This window comes from Limnobacter litoralis, assembly GCF_030160455.1.
Classification (GTDB): domain Bacteria; phylum Pseudomonadota; class Gammaproteobacteria; order Burkholderiales; family Burkholderiaceae_B; genus Limnobacter; species Limnobacter litoralis.
This window is the reverse complement of sequence record NZ_BSOJ01000015.1, coordinates 341441-360195: the sequence shown is the minus strand read 5'-3', so window position 1 is coordinate 360195 and position 18755 is coordinate 341441. Positions and strand designations below refer to the sequence as shown.

18 protein-coding genes are annotated in these 18755 nt (G+C 53.6%); 14 read left to right on the top strand and 4 right to left on the bottom strand.

The genetic code is table 11. The features are described 5' to 3' along the window. Window positions 1–5: 5 nt before the first annotated feature. Together prpC and prpB are read right to left on the bottom strand one after the other, a co-directional pair. Window positions 6–1163, bottom strand: a complete 1158-nt coding sequence (gene prpC, locus QQJ87_RS08765; RefSeq protein WP_284281263.1) for a bifunctional 2-methylcitrate synthase/citrate synthase — start codon at window positions 1161–1163, stop codon at window positions 6–8. A 52-nt stretch (window positions 1164–1215) separates the two neighbouring features. Then, complete coding sequence (gene prpB / locus QQJ87_RS08760; protein ID WP_284281261.1) at window positions 1216–2109, bottom strand: methylisocitrate lyase; 894 nt, start codon at window positions 2107–2109, stop codon at window positions 1216–1218. Window positions 2110–2334: 225 nt separating this feature from the next. Here prpB and prpR point away from each other — a divergent pair, with 225 nt between their 5' ends. From prpR to QQJ87_RS08735, 5 genes are read left to right on the top strand one after another with little or no spacing between them, the layout of a single operon-like run. Continuing rightward, on the top strand, window positions 2335–3945 hold the full coding sequence (prpR, locus tag QQJ87_RS08755) for a propionate catabolism operon regulatory protein PrpR (protein WP_284281260.1): 1611 nt from the start codon (window positions 2335–2337) through the stop codon (window positions 3943–3945). 57 nt (window positions 3946–4002) lie between these two features. Beyond that, window positions 4003–4161, top strand: coding sequence for a hypothetical protein (locus tag QQJ87_RS08750; protein WP_284281259.1), 159 nt, complete (start codon window positions 4003–4005; stop codon window positions 4159–4161). Window positions 4162–4191: 30 nt separating this feature from the next. After that, window positions 4192–5328 carry an AI-2E family transporter gene (locus QQJ87_RS08745; protein WP_284281258.1) on the top strand — a complete coding sequence of 379 codons (1137 nt, stop codon included), beginning with the start codon at window positions 4192–4194 and terminating at the stop codon, window positions 5326–5328. After that, on the top strand, window positions 5325–5672 hold the full coding sequence (locus tag QQJ87_RS08740) for a DsrE family protein (protein ID WP_284281256.1): 348 nt from the start codon (window positions 5325–5327) through the stop codon (window positions 5670–5672). Before QQJ87_RS08745 ends, QQJ87_RS08740 begins: the two co-directional genes overlap by 4 nt. A 15-nt stretch (window positions 5673–5687) precedes the next feature. Continuing rightward, a complete protein-coding gene (locus tag QQJ87_RS08735) occupies window positions 5688–6161 on the top strand; it encodes a WbuC family cupin fold metalloprotein (protein WP_284281255.1) in 474 nt (157 codons plus the stop codon). Window positions 6162–6173: 12 nt separating this feature from the next. Here the strand turns inward: QQJ87_RS08735 and QQJ87_RS08730 are convergent, their stop codons facing one another. Together QQJ87_RS08730 and QQJ87_RS08725 are read right to left on the bottom strand one after the other, a co-directional pair. Continuing rightward, window positions 6174–7148 (bottom strand): HpcH/HpaI aldolase/citrate lyase family protein, encoded by a 975-nt coding sequence (locus QQJ87_RS08730; RefSeq protein WP_284281254.1) that lies wholly within the window; start codon window positions 7146–7148, stop codon window positions 6174–6176. A gap of 88 nt (window positions 7149–7236) precedes the next feature. Further along, window positions 7237–8223 carry a malate dehydrogenase gene (locus QQJ87_RS08725; RefSeq protein WP_284281253.1) on the bottom strand — a complete coding sequence of 329 codons (987 nt, stop codon included), beginning with the start codon at window positions 8221–8223 and terminating at the stop codon, window positions 7237–7239. A 153-nt stretch (window positions 8224–8376) separates the two neighbouring features. Here QQJ87_RS08725 and QQJ87_RS08720 point away from each other — a divergent pair, with 153 nt between their 5' ends. The 9 genes from QQJ87_RS08720 (at window position 8377) to odhB (ending at window position 18748) form a co-directional block, all read left to right on the top strand. Then, a complete protein-coding gene (locus tag QQJ87_RS08720; RefSeq protein WP_284281252.1) occupies window positions 8377–9096 on the top strand; it encodes a GntR family transcriptional regulator in 720 nt (239 codons plus the stop codon). A 150-nt stretch (window positions 9097–9246) separates the two neighbouring features. After that, entirely contained in the window at window positions 9247–9660 is a 414-nt protein-coding gene (sdhC, locus tag QQJ87_RS08715) for a succinate dehydrogenase, cytochrome b556 subunit (protein ID WP_284281251.1), read from the top strand. Continuing rightward, on the top strand, window positions 9660–10037 hold the full coding sequence (gene sdhD / locus QQJ87_RS08710; protein ID WP_284281250.1) for a succinate dehydrogenase, hydrophobic membrane anchor protein: 378 nt from the start codon (window positions 9660–9662) through the stop codon (window positions 10035–10037). The genes sdhC and sdhD overlap by 1 nt, the downstream gene beginning before the upstream one ends. A gap of 3 nt (window positions 10038–10040) precedes the next feature. Then, window positions 10041–11822 (top strand): succinate dehydrogenase flavoprotein subunit, encoded by a 1782-nt coding sequence (sdhA, locus tag QQJ87_RS08705; RefSeq protein WP_284281249.1) that lies wholly within the window; start codon window positions 10041–10043, stop codon window positions 11820–11822. Between the two features lie 16 nt (window positions 11823–11838). Then, window positions 11839–12555, top strand: coding sequence for a succinate dehydrogenase iron-sulfur subunit (locus tag QQJ87_RS08700; protein ID WP_284281248.1), 717 nt, complete (start codon window positions 11839–11841; stop codon window positions 12553–12555). Window positions 12556–12626: 71 nt separating this feature from the next. Beyond that, the gene (locus tag QQJ87_RS08695) at window positions 12627–12899 is read left to right on the top strand and encodes an FAD assembly factor SdhE (RefSeq protein WP_284281247.1); all 273 of its coding nucleotides are present in this window, start codon (window positions 12627–12629) and stop codon (window positions 12897–12899) included. Window positions 12900–12926: 27 nt separating this feature from the next. Then, a complete protein-coding gene (locus QQJ87_RS08690; protein ID WP_284281246.1) occupies window positions 12927–14234 on the top strand; it encodes a citrate synthase in 1308 nt (435 codons plus the stop codon). Window positions 14235–14596: 362 nt separating this feature from the next. Further along, window positions 14597–17452, top strand: a complete 2856-nt coding sequence (locus QQJ87_RS08685) for a 2-oxoglutarate dehydrogenase E1 component (protein ID WP_284281244.1) — start codon at window positions 14597–14599, stop codon at window positions 17450–17452. Window positions 17453–17479: 27 nt separating this feature from the next. After that, complete coding sequence (gene odhB / locus QQJ87_RS08680) at window positions 17480–18748, top strand: 2-oxoglutarate dehydrogenase complex dihydrolipoyllysine-residue succinyltransferase (protein ID WP_284281243.1); 1269 nt, start codon at window positions 17480–17482, stop codon at window positions 18746–18748. The last annotated feature ends 7 nt before the right edge of the window (window positions 18749–18755 follow it).

Sequence of the window (18755 nt, the reverse complement as noted above, 5' to 3'; positions counted from 1 at the left end):
CTCGCTCACTTGCGGTCTTTCAAGGGTACAAAGGCCTGGTCTTCTGGTCCAGTGTAGTTCGCGCTTGGGCGAATGATCTTGCCGTCAATACGCTGCTCAATGATGTGGGCAGACCATCCGGATGTGCGTGCAATCACAAACAATGGGGTGAACATGTCGGTTGGCACACCCATCATGTGGTAGCTGACCGCACTGAACCAGTCCAGGTTGGGGAACATCTTCTTGATTTCCCACATCACACTTTCCAGGCGCTCGGCGATGTTGTACATCTTCAGGTTGTTCTGTTCCTTGGACAGGTCTTCAGCCACTTTTTTGATGACCACGTTGCGAGGGTCGCTGACGGTGTACACGGGGTGACCAAAGCCAATCACCACTTCCTTGCGTTCCACGCGGGCGCGGATATCCGCTTCCGCTTCATCGGGGTTGTCATAGCGCTTTTGAATTTCGAAGGCCACTTCATTGGCACCCCCGTGCTTTGGCCCACGCAAGGCTCCGATGCCGCCGCAAATGGCGGAGTACATGTCGGAACCTGTACCGGCGACCACACGGCTGGTGAATGTGGAGGCGTTGAATTCATGTTCTGCATACAGAATCAAAGAGGTGTGCATGGCGCGAACCCAGCTGTCACGGGGCTTCTCGCCGTGCAACAGGTGCAAGAAGTGCCCACCGATGGAATCGTCATCCGTTTCCACCTCAATGCGCTTGCCGTTGTAGGCAAAGTGGTACCAGTACAGCAGCATGCTGCCCAAACTGGCCATCAGTTTGTCCGCAATGTCGCGGGCACCGGGGTGGTTGTGGTCTTCCTTTTCGGGTTTGACGCAACCCAGCACGCTTACGCCAGTGCGCATCACATCCATGGGGTGTGAAGAGGGTGGCAGCTGCTCCAAAGCCACTTTGACCGCAGCAGGTAAGCCACGCAGCGATTTCAATTTGGTTTTGTAGCTGGCCAGCTCAGCCACAGTAGGCAGCTTGCCGTGCACCAGCAGGTGGGCGATTTCTTCAAATTCACTGGTGGTGGCCAGGTCCAGAATGTCGTAGCCGCGATAGGCCAAATCGTTGCCTGTACGCCCGACCGTGCACAGTGCGGTGTTGCCTGCGGCAGTGCCAGACAGGGCAACGGATTTCTTCGGCTTGAAGCCTGGTGTAGTGGTTTGCTCAGACATTTTTAATCTCCTAAATCTTTCAAAAACAATAGTTTGTATTTAATTAATAAAGTTATTTCTGATTTTTGCTTTCTGCAAAAACGGCATCCAGTTTTTGTTCAAATGTGTGGTAGCCGATGCTGTCGTACAGCTCCATGCGAGTCTGCATGGTGTCCAGCACGTTTTTCTGGGTGCCGTCACGGCGCACAGCCTCGTAGACATTCTGGGCGGCCTTGTTCATGGCGCGGAATGCCGACAGCGGGTACAGCACCAAACTGATTCCAACGCTTTTCAGTTCTTCGGTGGTGAAAAGAGGCGTGGAGCCGAACTCAGTGATGTTGGCCAGAACCGGCACTTTGACTGCCTCTACAAACTGCTTGTACATCTGCAGATCGGTGATCGCTTCCGGGAAGATCATGTCTGCACCCTCTTCCACGCAGGCGCAGGCGCGGTCGATGGCCGATTGCAATCCTTCAACCGCAAGCGCGTCCGTGCGGGCCATGATCACAAATTCGTCCGAACCCCGCGCATCCACTGCGGCTTTGATTCGATCAACCATTTCGCCCTGGCTGACAATGGCCTTGTTGGGGCGGTGGCCACAACGCTTTGCGCCCACCTGATCTTCAATGTGCATGGCGGCAGCACCCGCCTTGATCATGCTTTTGGTGGTGCGCGCAATGTTGAAGAATGAGGAACCGAATCCGGTGTCAACATCCACCAGCAGGGGCGTGTCGCACACGTCGGTGATGCGTCGCACGTCAGTCAGTACATCGTCCAGCCCGGAAATACCAAGGTCTGGCAAGCCCAGTGAGCCGGCAGCCACGCCGCCACCACTGAGGTAAATGGCTTTAAAGCCGGCCCGTTTGGCCAACAAAGCGTGATTGGCGTTGATGGCACCGATCACCTGCAAGGGTTGTTCTTCGCGAACAGCCTGACGAAAACGAGCACCTGCTGAGGCATGAGACATGAATCACTCCTGTTTTGATTGTTTGACTTGAAATGCCATTTGGAGTGGCTACTGCAGGGTATGTGCCAGATAGGCGTTCTGTAAAAAAATTTCAATAAAATCTTTTATAAACAGATATATGGAAAATTATTTGAAACAATTTTGTAGTTTCTTGATTGTTCTATGTCTTGTTTTTATGTTGCATTTAATACATTATGATGTTTTAAATACGACAAGCGCTGGTGTATGAAACCCCGCATTGTAGTGTTCAGTATTAGTGCATTGGCTTACACCTTGCGGGAGATCTCACGGGACTATTCAAGTCAGGCCAATATTGAACTGGTGCCTCGAGCTTACGAGGACGCACTGGAGTTTGCACGAAACCGCTATTACACCGACACAGTGGATGTGTTTGTTGCCGCTGGCTCCAATGGTGCATTCCTGCAAAACCAGCTAGAGGCGCCGCTGGTCGTAATCCGGCCTGACGGGTTTGACGTCATGCAAGCCCTGGCGGTTGCCCGAAAAGGTTCTAGTCACGTGGGTCTGGTGACCTATGAAACGGCATTTGATGAGTTGGCGAACTTGACCCGCGCATTTGACCTTCCAATTTACACGCGCACCTACAGAACACCCGAGGACGCAAGGCAATCTGTTCGCGAACTGGCGCAGTTGGGTGCTGAGGTAATTGTGGGGCCGGGTCTCGTGAATCAGATTGCCAGCGAGATGGGACTTGAAAGTGTGTTGATCTATTCCCGTCAGGGTGTCATGAAAGCCTTTGACGAGGCGATTCGCCTGGCCTCGGCCAAGGCAGGCGGTACACCACGCTCCAATCGCCAAACCTACACTTATCACACTGAGCAAGACATTCTTGGCGACAGTCAGGCTGTCTTGGCCTTGCGCAACACCATCCGTGTGTGCGGGGCGGTGGATTTCTCTGTCCTGATACAAGGTGAGACCGGGGTGGGGAAGGAGTTGGTGGCGCAATCCATACACACTGCAGGTTCTCGGGCGGGCAAACCGTTCGTGGCAATTAACTGCGCCTCATTGACTGAAACCTTGCTCGAAAGCGAACTGTTCGGTTATGAAGAGGGTGCCTTTTCAGGTGCTGTTAAAGGGGGGCGTGCCGGCATGTTTGAAAGTGCACAGGGCGGTACGGTCTTTCTGGACGAGATCGGCGACATGCCCCTGGCCTTTCAGACCCGGCTGCTCAGAATTCTTGAGGATGGCAGTGTGAGGCGCATTGGCTCAGTGTCTGCGCGTAAAGTGGACTTTCGCTTGCTGGCTGCCAGTCACGTCGATTTGCAAAAAGCGGTTGAACAGGGCCGGTTTCGGGAGGATTTGTACTACCGACTCAATGAAATGCTGATCCTGATACCGCCGCTGCGTGAACGTCCTGAGGACATTGCCTCGCTTGCGGGTCATTTTTTGCGCACCACTCCAGTGAGGGTTTCTAACGCAAAGTTTGAGGCGTTTTTGAGCCTTGCTTTGCCGGTGTTCGTCACACTTGCATGGCCTGGAAATATTCGGCAATTAAAAAACGTCTGCAAACGAGCGGCAGTGTTGTTGACTCAAAATGCAGACATTCAGCAATGGCAAAGCTGGTTTCCGGATCTGCTTCAAACACCAGTGAATCAGGCTCCACTGCAGAACTTTGCTGACACCAGGTTGCAGGGTTTTGAATTGCTTGCGCTTCAATACGCGCAGGCCAAGGCCCATCAGAGGCCCGATTTGATTCGAAAAGCGTTGGCAATGAGTGGCGGGGAGGTACAAAAAGTGGCCGCTGCACTGGGGGTCTCGCGCTCCACCGTCTGGAGATTGATGAAAGCCGCCGCTGCAGCCGACCAATCCACTGTTTAAATCATCGCCTTGATATACAATCAGTTCACTGAATTTGACACAAATAGGCGCACACCCATGAAAAAAATACTGGCTTTGATGATTGCATCGGCTTTGATGCACGGATGTGCGGTGTACACCCCTGCCGGGTCGGTGGTCGTCGACCCCGCTGGCACCGGCGGGCACGGTGATGGCAATTTCTGCCCGCCCGGTCAGGCCAAGAAAGGCAACTGTTAATCGGGCCTCGGCCGATTTGGAGATCTCTGTTTGCCAAGTGACAACCTGAATTCGCCAGCCCGGGACGAGCTTCGCCTGTCCACACTGGCCAAGCGATTTTATCTGGATCACTGGGGGCTTCTGCTCAGTGTTTTTCTGATCTTTGCCCTGCTGGTCAGCTTGTGGTCCGTGCTGGCGCCCTTCGTTGCAGCTTTTGCGATTGCCTATGTGCTTTCGAAGCCCAGCCTATGGTTGTATGGCAAATTGCGGCAAAAAGTACCGCTTCCCGTGTGCGCATTGCTGGCTTTCGGTATTTTGCTATTGCTGCTGTCCTCGCTCGCGATGCTGTTTATTCCCGTGGTGGGCACCCAGCTCGAATTGATTCAGTCCAACCTGCCGCAATTGCTTGTGAATTTCAAAGCCAACTTGCTGCCCAGAATCAACAGCTTGTTCGGCGTCTCCTTGTCAGTGGACAGCAATGCGCTTCGCGACACCGTGGCGCACTACATCAGCGACAATCGGGGGGTACTGGCTTCCCTCAGCAGTCGCTTGTTGCGGTCTGGCTCGCAATCAGTGCTTGGTGTCACAGGTTTCGTCTCACTGATGACAGTGGCGACCCTGTTTATTTTGCCGGGTTGGCAGCAAATCAATCGACAGGTGCGCCAAGTGTTTCCGCCCCATGTCTGGAAGAGGGTGCATCCCCTTGCGCTTGAGATTGACACGGTGATGTCCCAATACATGAAGGGTGTTCTTACCGTCATGCTGTTTCTGGGTACCTTTTATGCGGTAGGGCTTAGCCTGGTCGGGGTTCAGAGCGGTTGGGCCATCGGCGTTCTGGCTGGCCTGCTGTCTATCGTGCCGTATTTGGGATTTGCCACTGCCTTGCTGATTGCACTGCTCACAGCTTCATTGGAGCTACAGGGGTTCTTGCCCGTCTTGCTGGTGTTGCTGGTTTTTGTGCTTGGGCAAATCATTGAAGGTTTTGTGCTGACACCGATGGTTGTGGGTGACAAAATTGGTCTGTCAGCCCTTGCTGTGGTGTTTGCGCTGGCCTTTTTCGGTGCAGTATTTGGATTCGCAGGCGTGTTTCTGGCCTTGCCCTTGGCGGCCATTTTCAAGGTGGCCTACGTCTACTTGTTCAATCGTTTTCAGAACAGTGCCTATTACCGGCAGGGCGAGTCATCGTGAATGTCATTCGTGTGATTTTTCATGTCAGCGACGCTGACAAGTGGCCAGTTGCATTGGCCAATGTTCAGAATCTCTTGCACGCAGCATCCGATGCATCGTCCGATGTGCATCTGCTCGCCAACTCGGGCGCTGTGGCTTTTCTGAACCAGGCAAGCAACCAGGAGCAGCTGCAACGCATGCACAATTTGACCGAGCTCGGCGCCCGGTTTTTGGTGTGCGCCAACTCGCTGAAGGGGCATGGCATCAGTCACGATAAGGTGCCTGAATGGATGACCATTGTTCCCGTGGGTGTGTTGACACTCATTGACAGGCAAAGCCAGGGTTTTGCTTACATCAAACCATAAAAGGACCCATTTTTCATGAAACGAATCAGCGCCCAAGGTCTGCGCGACCTCGCTCAGGCGGCTGCGGCCTCACCAAGATTGCGCATGAACCAGAATCTGCACAATGACTTGACCGATCCCATTCAACGTCTCGCCATTGCCATGGAGCCTGGCACATACATTCGCCCCCATCGCCATGAAAACACTTGGGAATTGCTGACTGCACTGAAAGGTCGCTTCGTGGTGCTTACTTTTGATGACGCAGGCGTGGTAACCCACCGTGCAGTGCTTGGGGACAGTGAGAGCGTCATCGAAACGCCCAAGCAAGGCTGGCATGCCGTACTTTCGCTCGACGAAGGCGGGGTCATCTTTGAAGTCAAGCATGGCCCCTATGCGCCTTTTGAAGACAAGGATTTTGCTCCCTGGTCTCCCAAGGCTGAAGATCCGAAGGCGGTCGAGTTGATGCAATGGTACCGGTCTGCCCAGCCCGGTCAGCGTTGGGCCGCTTGATAGGCTTTGTATTCAGCGGTTGCGCTGTTTGAGCACTTCAAAAAAGTATCGGTAGCTGGCCCGGTCGTGCAGTTCGCTTTTGAGCTGAATCGGACCCCAGTTGGCTTTCTCGGCCTCGGTCAGCACTTGCACCGCTTCATCGACTTCACTGTCGCTGGGCAGCATGGCAGACACAATGTGAACAATCTGCGCTGGATGAATGCTCCACATGCGCGTATAACCGAAGTCTCGCTTGGCTCTGGCCGCGTCCTCACCGGCCACCTCCGGCTGCGAAATCTGGCGGCTCACGTTGTGAGAGGGCACCTTGCCAAAGCGGTGGCAGGCGGCAGAAATTTCCAGCTTCGCCCTGCGAACCAGCGGATTTTCGAATTGACCCGGAGAATTCAAAGCCGATTTCGGAATGGCACTGCGGTGGCCCGACACGAAATCCATGATTCCAAAAGACAGCGATTCCACCTCCACCAAACTTGCGATCTCCTGAACTTCTGCCAATGCGCCGTGGGTTTCAATCAGTGCATGAATAGGCGGCATATCAAGACCTCGCGTCTGGCAAACCCCTTGAATGTGGTTGATGGCTTCTTTGATGTCACCGGCACATTCGGGCTTTGGAATCATCAGATAAGCAGGTGAGGGAACTTCAGGACTCAGCAAAGCCTCGATTTCAGGTTCGAATGCCTTGTCTCTAAAAGGGTGCACCCGTACGCCAGGCCTGCGTGCCTCCGGGCCATATCGGGCTTGAAAAAGTTGCAGTGATGCACCAGCCCATTGCACCAAGGCATCCACCTGTCCGTGCTCTGCGCCGTCTTCCAGATCCAGCGTGATGTCGAAACATGCGCCGATGGAATCCCTGACCTCCAGTGCCTTGTCGAAAAAGCGGGGCTTGCCAGCATAGTGGTCGCACACGGGCAGGCTTCTTGGTGTGTCTTCCTCGCTGTAAAGCACCGTTGCGATGTGCTGCAGGTCCAAAGTCTGTCTTTTGTTGTTCATTGTTTAATCCGCGCAATGCAAAGGGCATCCATAAAAAAAGGCCAGCATGTTTGCCGGCCTTTTCTGACAACACCAAGGTGTTGACTGATTACTTGCCCAACAGGTGTTTAACACCTTCGCGCTCGCCCATCAGTTCGTCAAGCGTGACGTTGATGCGTTCTTGGCTGAATGCGTCAATTTCGAGGCCCTTCACGATCTCGAACTTGCCGTTGGCACAGGTTACCGGGAAGCCAAACTGGGTCTTCTCGGGGATGCCGTAAGAACCGTCGGATGGAATACCCATGGTGACCCACTTGCCGTTGGTGCCCAGCACCCAGTCACGAACGTGGTCGATTGCCGCGTTTGCAGCCGACGCGGCTGAAGACAGTCCGCGTGCTTCAATGATGGCGGCACCGCGCTTGCCCACAGTCGGCAGGAATGTGTTCGCATTCCAGTCGTGGTCGTTGATCATGTCTTTGACAGACTTGCCGTCGATGGTGGCGAAGCGGTAGTCAGCGTACATGGTGGGTGAGTGATTGCCCCACACGCACAGCTTCTCGATGGATGACACTGGCTTGCCAGTTTTCGCGGCGATCTGGCTCAGCGCGCGGTTGTGATCCAGGCGCAACATGGAGGTGAAGCAATTTGGATCGAGATCTGGAGCAGACTGCTGCGCAATGTAGGCGTTGGTGTTGGCTGGGTTGCCGACCACCAATACTTTGACGTCGCGCTTGGCGTGGTCGTTCAGGGCCTTGCCCTGTACCGTGAAGATCGCGCCGTTTGCTTCCAGCAGGTCTTTGCGCTCCATGCCTTTGCTGCGGGGGCGAGCGCCAACCAGCAATGCGCAGTCTACGTCTTTGAATGCCACATTGGGATCGTCGGTTACCACCACACCCTGAAGCAGTGGGAATGCGCAATCTTCCAATTCCATGACCACACCCTTCACAGCGGGCAGGGCAGGCGTAATGTCCAACAGTTGCAAAATGACTGGCTGGTCTTTGCCAAGCATGTCGCCGTTTGCAATACGGAACAACAAGCTGTAGCCAATTTGGCCTGCAGCGCCAGTGACTGCTACGCGCATCGCGGGTTTGGTCATGTGTATCACTCCAATTGATTGAAAATCGAAGGCCACATTCTAGCTCTAATCCACCTTCAAAAGCGCAGAGGAAGGTCGATTCCGCTTCGATAAACTTTCAAAAGTCCTCTATAAGATATAAGATACAGCTCGTTCACGAATAACCTTTTCTGCATGAATCCAACATTCAGTCCACTTTATTTGCAAATCAAGAGCTTGCTGATGCAAAGCCTGCAAAATGGCGAATGGAAACCCGGCGAGGGCATTCCATCGGAAACCGAGCTTGCGGCCCGTTATGGCGTCAGTCAGGGCACCGTTCGCAAGGCGATTGACGAGTTGGCTGCAGAAAACCTGGTGGTTCGCCGGCAAGGGCGGGGCACCTTTGTGGCCACGCACAACGAGGCGCGTTCACAGTATCGTTTTCTCAGATTGCGAAATGATGTGAACGAATCAGGACATCCGAAGTCCCGATACATAAGCGTTGAAAAAGTACGCGCCAGCACTTCGGTTGCCAAGCAGTTGGACATCAAGCCCAGCGAGCTGGTTTATGTGGTAAAGCGAATTCTGGATTTCGAGGGCAAACCTCTGATTTTTGATGAAATTTGGCTTCCCGGTGTGCAATACAAAGGGCTTACACTGGAAAAGCTGCAAAATTGGGGCTCAACCCTCTACGGTTTTCTTGAGGCTGAATTTGGCGTGCGAATGCTGAAGGCTGTTGAGAGTCTCAAAGCGGTGAGCGCCCTGCCTGAGCAGGCCGAACGCTTGATGGTGCCCTTGGGCACACCTTTGCTGTATGTTGAAAGACTGTCCATTACCTACGCCGAAAAGCCGGTTGAGTTGCGGCGTGGTTGGTATGTCACCGACGGATTTTCTTATCGAAATGAATTGTATTGAATTGATTCAAGACTTTATGAGGTAAAACCCTTGTTTTTGAAGCAAATCACAGGGAATTCAGGATTGCGGTCCTGTAAAAAGTCAGTGATTTGGTTCAAAATAAAGGTTGAGTCTTATATAAAACCCATCTTTTTATAAAGAACTGTGCGCATGTCAAACACCGTCACCAAAAAACGTCCCGAATATCGGAACATTCACGTTACCCAGATCTTAAAGTATCGCTTGCCACTGGCCGGCAAACTGTCGATTTTGCACCGTGTCAGCGGGGCAATTCTCTTTCTGGCTTTGCCTGTCGTACTGCTGCCGCTTTTCGACAAAAGCCTCACCTCCGAGTTGTCCTTCCAGGATATGCAAGGCCTGGTTAGCAACCCCTTGGTGAAAATTGTTTTGCTTGGCCTGATCTGGTCCTACATGCATCACTTCTGCGCTGGCATTCGCTACCTGATGCTGGATGCACACATGGGCACCGACAAATACGCCGCCCAGAAAAGCGCAGGCGTTGTGTTCGCGGTCAGTCTCAGCCTGACAGCCCTGTTCGGTCTTAAATTATTCGGAGTGTTTTAATGGCTAGCAATATTGGACCAAAGCGCCTGGTCGTGGGCGCGCACTACGGCCTGAAAGAATGGATGGTGCAGCGTATCACCGCAGTCATCATGGCCCTGTACACCATTGGCTTGTTTTTGGCGGTGCTGTTCACCCCAGGTTTGAACTATCAAAAATGGGTCGGCTTTTTCAATTTTGAATTGTTTGCCTTCCCCATGGGCAAGATTTTGGCCCTGTTGGCCTTCTTTTCCCTCTGCTATCACGCCTACATCGGTATCCGTGACATCTGGATGGACTATGTCAAACCAACAGGCATTCGTTTGGCGTTGCAAGTATTCACAGCCTTGTGGCTGCTTGGTGCCGCAGGGTATGCGGCTGAAATTCTCTGGAGGGTCTAAAAAGTGACTGCAGTTAAAACTTCCCTTCCACGTCGCAAATTCGACGCGGTAATTGTGGGCGCTGGTGGCGCCGGTATGCGATGTTCACTTCAGCTCGCCGAAGCGGGCTTGAACGTGGCAGTTCTTTCGAAAGTTTTCCCGACTCGCTCACACACCGTGGCCGCGCAAGGTGGTATCGGTGCTTCTCTGGGCAACATGTCCGAAGACAGCTGGTACTGGCACATGTTTGACACCGTGAAGGGTTCTGACTACCTGGGCGACCAGGATGCCATTGAGTTCATGTGTCGCGAAGCGCCCAAGGTCGTGTACGAGCTCGAACACTTCGGCATGCCTTTTGACCGCAACCCAGACGGCACCATCTATCAGCGGCCCTTTGGCGGTCACACCGCCAACTTTGGTGAAAAGCCTGTTCAGCGTGCTTGTGCTGCGGCTGACCGTACCGGTCACGCTTTGCTTCATACGCTGTACCAGCGCAACGTCAAGGCCCGCACTCAATTCTTCGTGGAATGGATGGCATTGGATGTCATTCGCGATGCCGAGGGTGATGTGGTGGGCGTTGTGGCCCTCGAGATGGAAACCGGCGAAATCATGATCCTTGAAGCCAAGGTCACTGTGTTTGCCACGGGTGGTGCTGGCCGTATCTGGGCCGCGTCCACCAATGCCTTCATCAACACGGGTGACGGCATGGGCATGGCTGCACGCGCAGGCATTCCGCTAGAAGACATGGAATTCTGGCAATTCCACCCCACTGGTGTAGCCGGTGCTGGTGTGCTTATTACTGAGGGTGTTCGTGGTGAGGGCGGTATTCTGCTGAACTCTGAGGGTGAGCGTTTCATGGAACGTTATGCCCCCACGCTGAAAGACTTGGCACCACGTGACTTTGTGTCACGCTCAATGGACCAGGAAATCAAGGAAGGTCGTGGTTGTGGACCCAACAAAGATCACGTGCTGCTGAAGCTGGATCACCTGGGTGCCGACACCATCCTGAAGCGTTTGCCCTCCATCCGTGAAATCGCGATGAAGTTTGCCAACGTTGATCCAATCAAAGAGCCGATTCCAGTGGTTCCAACCATTCACTATCAGATGGGCGGTATTCCGACGAACTTCTACGGTCAAGTGGTTGCTCCCAAATCACCCGGTGGCCCCAGCGAGATCGTCAACGGCATGTATGCCATCGGTGAATGCGCTTGCGTGTCAGTACACGGTGCAAACCGTTTGGGCACGAACTCTCTGCTTGACCTGGTGGTGTTTGGCCGTGCGGCAGGCAACCACATTGTTGAGCAGAACTTCAAGGCCAAAACCCACAAAGATCTGCCTGCGGACGCTGGCGACTTCTCAGCAGCTCGCGTTGCCAAGCTGATGGACAGCAAAGACGGCGAATCAGTCCGTGGCGTGGCCGATGACATCCGGTCCAACATGCAGCAACACTGTGGCGTATTCCGCACCACAGAATTGATGGATGAGGGCGTGGAAGTCATCAACAAGCTCGCCAAACGTGCTGAAGACGTGTTCATCAAAGACAAGTCGAAAGTGTTTAACACAGCACTGGTGGAGGCCCTTGAGTTGGCCAACCTCACTGAAACTGCCAAGGCCACCATGGTGTCTGCGGCAGCCCGCAAGGAAAGTCGTGGTGCGCACGCCCACCGCGATTTCCCAGAGCGCGATGACAGCAACTGGATGAAGCACACCCTCTGGTATTCCGAGGGCAATCGTCTCGACTACAAGGCCGTCAACACGAAGCCTTTGACCGTCGAAACATTCCAGCCCAAGAAGCGCACTTTCTAATTCAGAGGTATCAGAAATGAGCGAAAAACGAATTGTAAAGTTTGAGATTTACCGCTACGACCCAGACACCGGCAAAGCACCTTACATGCAAAAGCTGGAAGTGGAGTTGCACCCCAACGACAAGATGCTGCTTGACGCGCTGTTGCGCATCAAGAGTGACGTGGATGACTCACTGTCAATCCGCCGTTCATGCCGTGAAGGCGTCTGTGGATCAGACGCCATGAACATCAACGGAAAGAACGGGCTGGCGTGTATCACCAACCTGCGCGATCTGAAGCAACCTATCGTGTTAAAGCCGCTGCCAGGTTTGCCAGTGGTGCGCGATTTGATTGTGGACATGACCCAGTTCTTCAAGCAGTACCACAGCATCAAGCCCTTTTTGGTCAATGAAACACCGCCTCCCGAAAAGGAGCGTCTGCAGTCCCCAGAAGAACGTGAAGAGCTGGATGGCCTGTATGAGTGTATTCTGTGCGCCTGTTGCTCAACCAGCTGCCCGTCTTTCTGGTGGAACCCAGACAAGTTCGTCGGCCCTGCTGGCTTGCTTCAAGCCTACCGTTTCATCGCAGACAGCCGCGACCAAACCACCAGTGAGCGTCTGGACAACCTGGAAGACCCTTACCGTCTGTTCAGGTGCCACACCATCATGAACTGCGTGGATGTGTGTCCAAAAGGTTTGAATCCGACAAAAGCGATTGGCAAAATCAAGGAATTGATGGTACGCCGCGCTGTTTGAGGTTTGCTTCTATTGAAGACAGTCCAGATCGGGGATGTCATCTGTCATACCCCGATCTTTTTGTGTAGTTTATGAATAATTCAAATCATCAATCCGATCCTGCCCAAAGGGCGCGCCTTCGCTGGAGGGCCCGCAGGGGTCTTTTGGAAAACGATTTGATTGTCCAAAAATTTCTGGATAATCATGAGCTTGAGCTAAGTGACGAAGACGTGGAGTCTTTGACCCTGTTGCTCGAGATGACCGATAATGATCTTCTTGATGTACTTCTGGGACGCAGGGCTCCAGAGGAAGAATACGATCAGCCCGGTGTGCGCAAGATCGTTCAGATGATGCAAAGCCTATAAGCCATTAAATCACTAAAAGGAAACCCGATGAGCACAGAAAACAAGGCCACGCTGTCCTTTACGGACGGTACCCCCTCGGTTGAATTTCCCATTCACAAGGGCACTATTGGCCCTGACGTGATCGATATCCGGAAATTGTATGCCTCCACAGGAAAGTTCACCTATGACCCAGGCTTCCTGTCGACCGCGTCCTGCAATTCAGCCATCACCTACATTGACGGTGACAAAGGCGAACTGCTGTACCGTGGATATCCCATCGAGCAATTGGCCCAAAACTGTGACTTCATGGAAGTGTGTTACCTGCTGCTGAACGGCGAGCTGCCAAATCAGGCACAGAAAACGGAGTTCGACAGCCGTGTGACCAAGCACACCATGGTCAACGAGCAGATGAATTTCTTCCTGCGCGGTTTCCGACGCGACGCCCACCCAATGGCCGTGATGACCGGTCTGGTTGGTGGTTTGTCCGCTTTCTACCCAGACTCCATGAACCTGATGGATCCTGCACAGCGCGAAATTTCTGCCATTCGTCTGATCGCCAAGATGCCAACCTTGGTTGCCATGGCCTACAAATATGGCGTGGGTTCCCCCAACATTTATCCGCAAAACAAGCTGAGCTACACCGCCAACTTCATGCGCATGATGTTCGGAAACCCTTGCGAAGAATATGAAGTCAATGACGTGCTCGTTCGCGCCATGGACCGCATTTTCATTCTGCACGCAGATCACGAACAAAACGCTTCCACTTCAACCGTGCGTCTGTGTGCCTCTTCAGGCACAAACCCATTCGCTGCCATCGCTGCCGGTGTGGCTTGTCTGTGGGGTCCATCGCATGGTGGTGCCAACGAGGCCTGCCTGAACATGCTGAGCGAGATTCAGGCCAATGGTGGCGTCGAGAAAATCGGCGACTTCATCAACAAGGTGAAAGACAAGGAATCTGGCGTTCGCTTGATGGGCTTCGGTCACCGTGTTTACAAAAACTACGACCCACGCGCCAAGTTGATGCGTGAAACCTGTCATGAAGTGCTGAACGAACTGGGCTTGCACGACGACCCACTGTTCAAGATCGCGATGGCACTGGAAAAGATTGCGCTGGAAGACGAATATTTTGTTTCACGCAAGCTGTATCCAAACGTCGACTTCTACTCTGGTATCGTTCAGAAGGCCATTGGTATCCCAGTGCCGTTGTTCACCGCCATTTTTGCGCTGGCACGCACCGTAGGCTGGATCGCCCAGCTGAACGAAATGATTGCCGATCCCGAGTACAAGATTGGCCGTCCACGACAATTGTTCAACGGCGCAGTTCACCGCGACGTCAAGCCTATCTCTTCACGATAAGCGTACGTTGCTTTAAAAAAGGCCGCCTTTTAAGGCGGCTTTTTTATTTGGCAAGCGTCTTCTACGTGCTTCTACTTAGGGTCTGAATCGCAGTTGCAGACCCCGTTTCATTCAAACCACAAAAAAAGACATCGCTTGAAACAGTGTTTAGATCGGTGCCTCTAATCCTGCTATCCTTTCATTAACTCTTAAGTCAGAACTTTTCTGGCTTTTGCTATCTAACCAAGGGCAAGGAGCCCAGCGGTTGGAAGGGGAGTGCGGTTAAACCCACGTGTGTGTGGATTCGGTCCGAACAGCGATAGCTGCGGTCGAGTCCGAACCCCACATCTTGAACGAGAAACTCGGAAAAAGGTGAAGCGCCAATGATGCGATCTTTTCAGCAAAACTCGTATTTGTTCGGGGGCAATGCGCCCTACGTTGAAGAACTGTACGAGGCCTATTTAGACAACCCCGGTTCCGTGCCAGAAAAATGGCGGGCCTACTTTGACCAAATGCAGTTGGTGCCTTCATCGCATGGTGAAGTCAACGAGCGTGACGTGGCCCATGCGCCCGTGGTGCAGTCGTTTGCCCAGCGTGCCAAAAAAGGCTTCATTCAGCCTCAGGTTCAGTCCGCTGACCTCGAAGTCGCCAAAAAGCAGGTGCACGTGCAGTCCATCATCGCGGCCTACCGCTTTTTGGGCTCACGGTTCGCCGATCTTGATCCATTGAAGCGTCAGGAACGCCCTGAAATTCCAGAGCTTGATCCCGCTTTTTACGGCCTTACCGAGGCCGACATGGACATCACGTTCTCAGCCACCAACACCTATTTTGGCCAGGATCAAATGACCCTTCGCGAAATCGTGAAGGCGTTGCGTGACACCTATTGTCGATCCATCGGCGTTGAATACATGCACATCAACGATCCGGCTCAGAAGCGCTGGATTCAAGAGCGCATCGAAGGCTCACTGGGCACAGCCAGCCTGACTGCTGACCAGAAGCTTCGTATTCTCGATCGTTTGACCGCCGCTGAAGGTCTTGAGCGCTATCTGCATACCCGTTACGTGGGTCAAAAGCGTTTCTCTCTGGAAGGGGGTGAATCCTTCATCGCTTCGATCGACGAGATCATCCAGCGCGCCGGCACCGAAGGCATTCAGGAAATCGTGATCGGTATGGCCCACCGTGGTCGTTTGAACGTGTTGGTCAACACACTGGGTAAAAGCCCAAGCCAGCTTTTTGAAGAATTCGAAGGCAAGCACGCTGATGATTTGCCTGCGGGTGACGTCAAGTATCACCAAGGTTTCTCGTCAGATGTCAGCACCCCTGGCGGCCCCGTTCACCTCTCGCTGGCTTTTAACCCCTCTCACCTTGAAATCGTCAACCCCGTGGTTGAAGGTTCGGTAAAAGCGCGTCAGGAACGACGCGGCGACAAAGAAGGCAAGCAAGTGTTGCCAGTGCTGGTGCACGGCGATGCGGCTTTCGCTGGTCAGGGTGTCATCATGGAAACCTTGAACCTGGTTCACACGCGCGGTTATGGCACGGGCGGCACAGTGCACATCGTGATCAACAACCAGATCGGGTTTACAACATCGGATCCTCGTGACAGCCGTTCAACGCTGTACTGTACTGATGTGGTCAAGATGATTGAGGCCCCCGTGTTTCACGTCAATGGCGACGATCCCGAGGCGGTCATCTTCGCAACCCAGCTGGCGCTGGATTTCCGGATGACGTTCCAGCAAGACATCGTGATCGACATCGTGTGTTTCCGCAAACTGGGTCACAACGAGCAAGACACACCGGCTGTTACTCAGCCTCTGATGTACAAAAAAATTGCACAGCACCCAGGCACTCGCGCGCTGTACGCTGAGCGTCTGGCCATGCAAAAGGTCATCACAGCAGACGACGCCGAGAAAATGATTGCCGACTTCCGTGCAGCCATGGACTCCGGCAAGCACAGTCGTGATCCTGTGCTCACCAATTACAAAAGCAAGTTCGCAGTAGACTGGTCTCCCTACCTGGGCAAGAAATGGACGGATGCGGCAGACACCTCAGTGCCTTCTGCCGAGTTGCGTCGTTTGTCCGAGCGTATTACCTCCATTCCTGAAAACTTCAAGCTGCATCCACTGGTTCAAAAAGTGGTGGCTGACCGCGCAGCCATGGGCCGTGGTGAAACACCGCTGGACTGGGGTATGGGCGAACACCTGGCCTTTGCGTCACTGGTGTCGTCTGGTTACGCCGTTCGAATCACCGGTCAGGACTGTGGTCGTGGTACTTTCACACACCGTCATGCGGTGCTGCACCACCAAGGTCGCGAAAAATGGAACGAAGGCACCTACATTCCGCTGGAGAATGTGGCTGAAGGGCAGGGGCCATTCACTGTGATCGATTCTGTATTGTCTGAAGAGGCAGTGCTTGGTTTCGAATACGGTTACTCCACTGCAGAGCCCAATGCGCTGGTGATTTGGGAAGCCCAGTTTGGTGACTTCGCCAACGGCGCGCAAGTGGTAATCGATCAGTTCATTTCCTCTGGCGAAGTGAAGTGGGGCCGTGCCTCTGGCTTGACCATGATGTTGCCACACGGCTACGAAGGCCAGGGCCCTGAGCACTCCTCTGCACGCATTGAACGTTATTTGCAGCTTTGCGCTGAAAACAATATCCAGGTGTGTCAGCCGACAACACCTGCGCAGATTTTCCATTTGCTTCGTCGCCAGATGATCCGCTTGTTCCGCAAGCCATTGGTCATCTTCACGCCGAAGTCTCTGTTGCGTCACAAAGAGGCTGTTTCTACGCTGCAAGACCTGTCTCGTGGCCACTTCCACACCGTCATCGGTGAAACACAAGAAGTGGATACAGCCAAAATCAAGCGTGCGGTGCTGTGTTCTGGTCGGGTGTATTACGACCTGGTGGCAAGCCGCCGTGAGAGAAACCTCAAAGACGTTGCGATTATTCGAGTCGAGCAGCTTTATCCGTTCCCACACAAGTCATTGGGTGCCGAACTGAGAAAGTATCCGAACCTGACCGAGGTGGTGTGGTGTCAAGACGAACCACAAAACCAGGGTCCCTGGTTCCAGATTCAGCACAACATTCTTGAGAACCTGAGCGAAGGCCAGCGCCTTGGCTATGCTGGACGCCCTGCGTCAGCGTCGCCAGCGGTCGGCTATTATGCCAAGCACAACGAGCAGCAGAAAGCGCTGCTGGATGCGGCGTTCGGCAAGCTCAAGGGTTTTGTGATCACCAAATAATCGAAGAATTCAAAAGGAAAAAATCAAATGGCTATCGTAGAAGTCGTTGTTCCTCAATTGTCCGAATCTGTCGCTGAGGCAACGCTGTTAACCTGGAACAAGAAAGTCGGTGACGCGGTCAAGCGCGATGAAAACATCATCGACATTGAAACTGACAAAGTGGTGCTGGAAGTGCCCGCACCCTCAGCTGGTGTGATCGTGGAAATTCTGCAAGCCGATGGTGCCACCGTGGTGGCGGGTCAGCTGCTCGCGAAAATTGACACTGAGGCCACTGCAGGTGCATCTGCACCGGCTGCGGCGCCTGCCGCTCCAGCAGAGGCTCCCGTTGCTGCTGCAGCGCCTGCCGCAGCGCCTGCTGCACCAGCTTCTGGCGCGGTGGCCATGCCATCTGCCGCCAAGATGATGGCAGAAAACAATCTGTCAGCCGGACAGGTCTCAGGCACTGGCAAAGATGGCCGTATCACCAAGGGTGACGTTATCGGTGCCATGAATGCGCCTGCTGCAAAGCCCGCCGCTGCACCTGCACCTGCCGCCAAGCCAGTTTCATTGTTGCCGGAAGTCAAGGCACCACTCGACCTTTCAACACTGATCGATGGTCGTCCTGAGCAGCGTGTGCCAATGAGCCGTCTGCGTGCCCGAGTCGCTGAGCGTCTGGTGCAATCTCAGCAAACCAACGCGATTCTGACCACCTTCAACGAAGTCAATATGAAGCCAGTCATGGATCTTCGTAACAAGTACAAAGACAAGTTCGAGAAAGAGCACGGTGTCAAGCTTGGCTTCATGAGCTTCTTTGTCAAGGCCGCAGTGGCTGCGCTGAAAAAGTACCCTGTGTTGAATGCTTCGGTAGATGGCAGCGACATCGTGTATCACGGCTACTTCGACATCGGTATCGCAGTGGGTTCTCCCCGTGGACTGGTGGTGCCCATTCTGCGCAACGCGGATCAAATGAGCTTGGCCGACATCGAGCAAAAAATCGCTGAGTTTGGCCAGAAGGCCAAAGACGGCAAGTTGACACTCGATGAGCTGACTGGCGGTACCTTCTCCATTTCCAACGGTGGCGTATTTGGCTCCATGTTGTCGACGCCCATTATCAACCCGCCCCAGTCCGCCATTCTGGGCATTCACGCCACGAAAGATCGCGCAGTTGTTGAAAACGGCGAGATCGTGATTCGTCCGATGAACTACTTGGCCATGAGCTACGACCACCGAATCATCGATGGTCGTGAAGCTGTACTGGGTCTTGTTGCCATGAAGGAAGCCCTGGAAGATCCAGCCCGCTTGCTGCTTGATCTGTAAGGAGTTT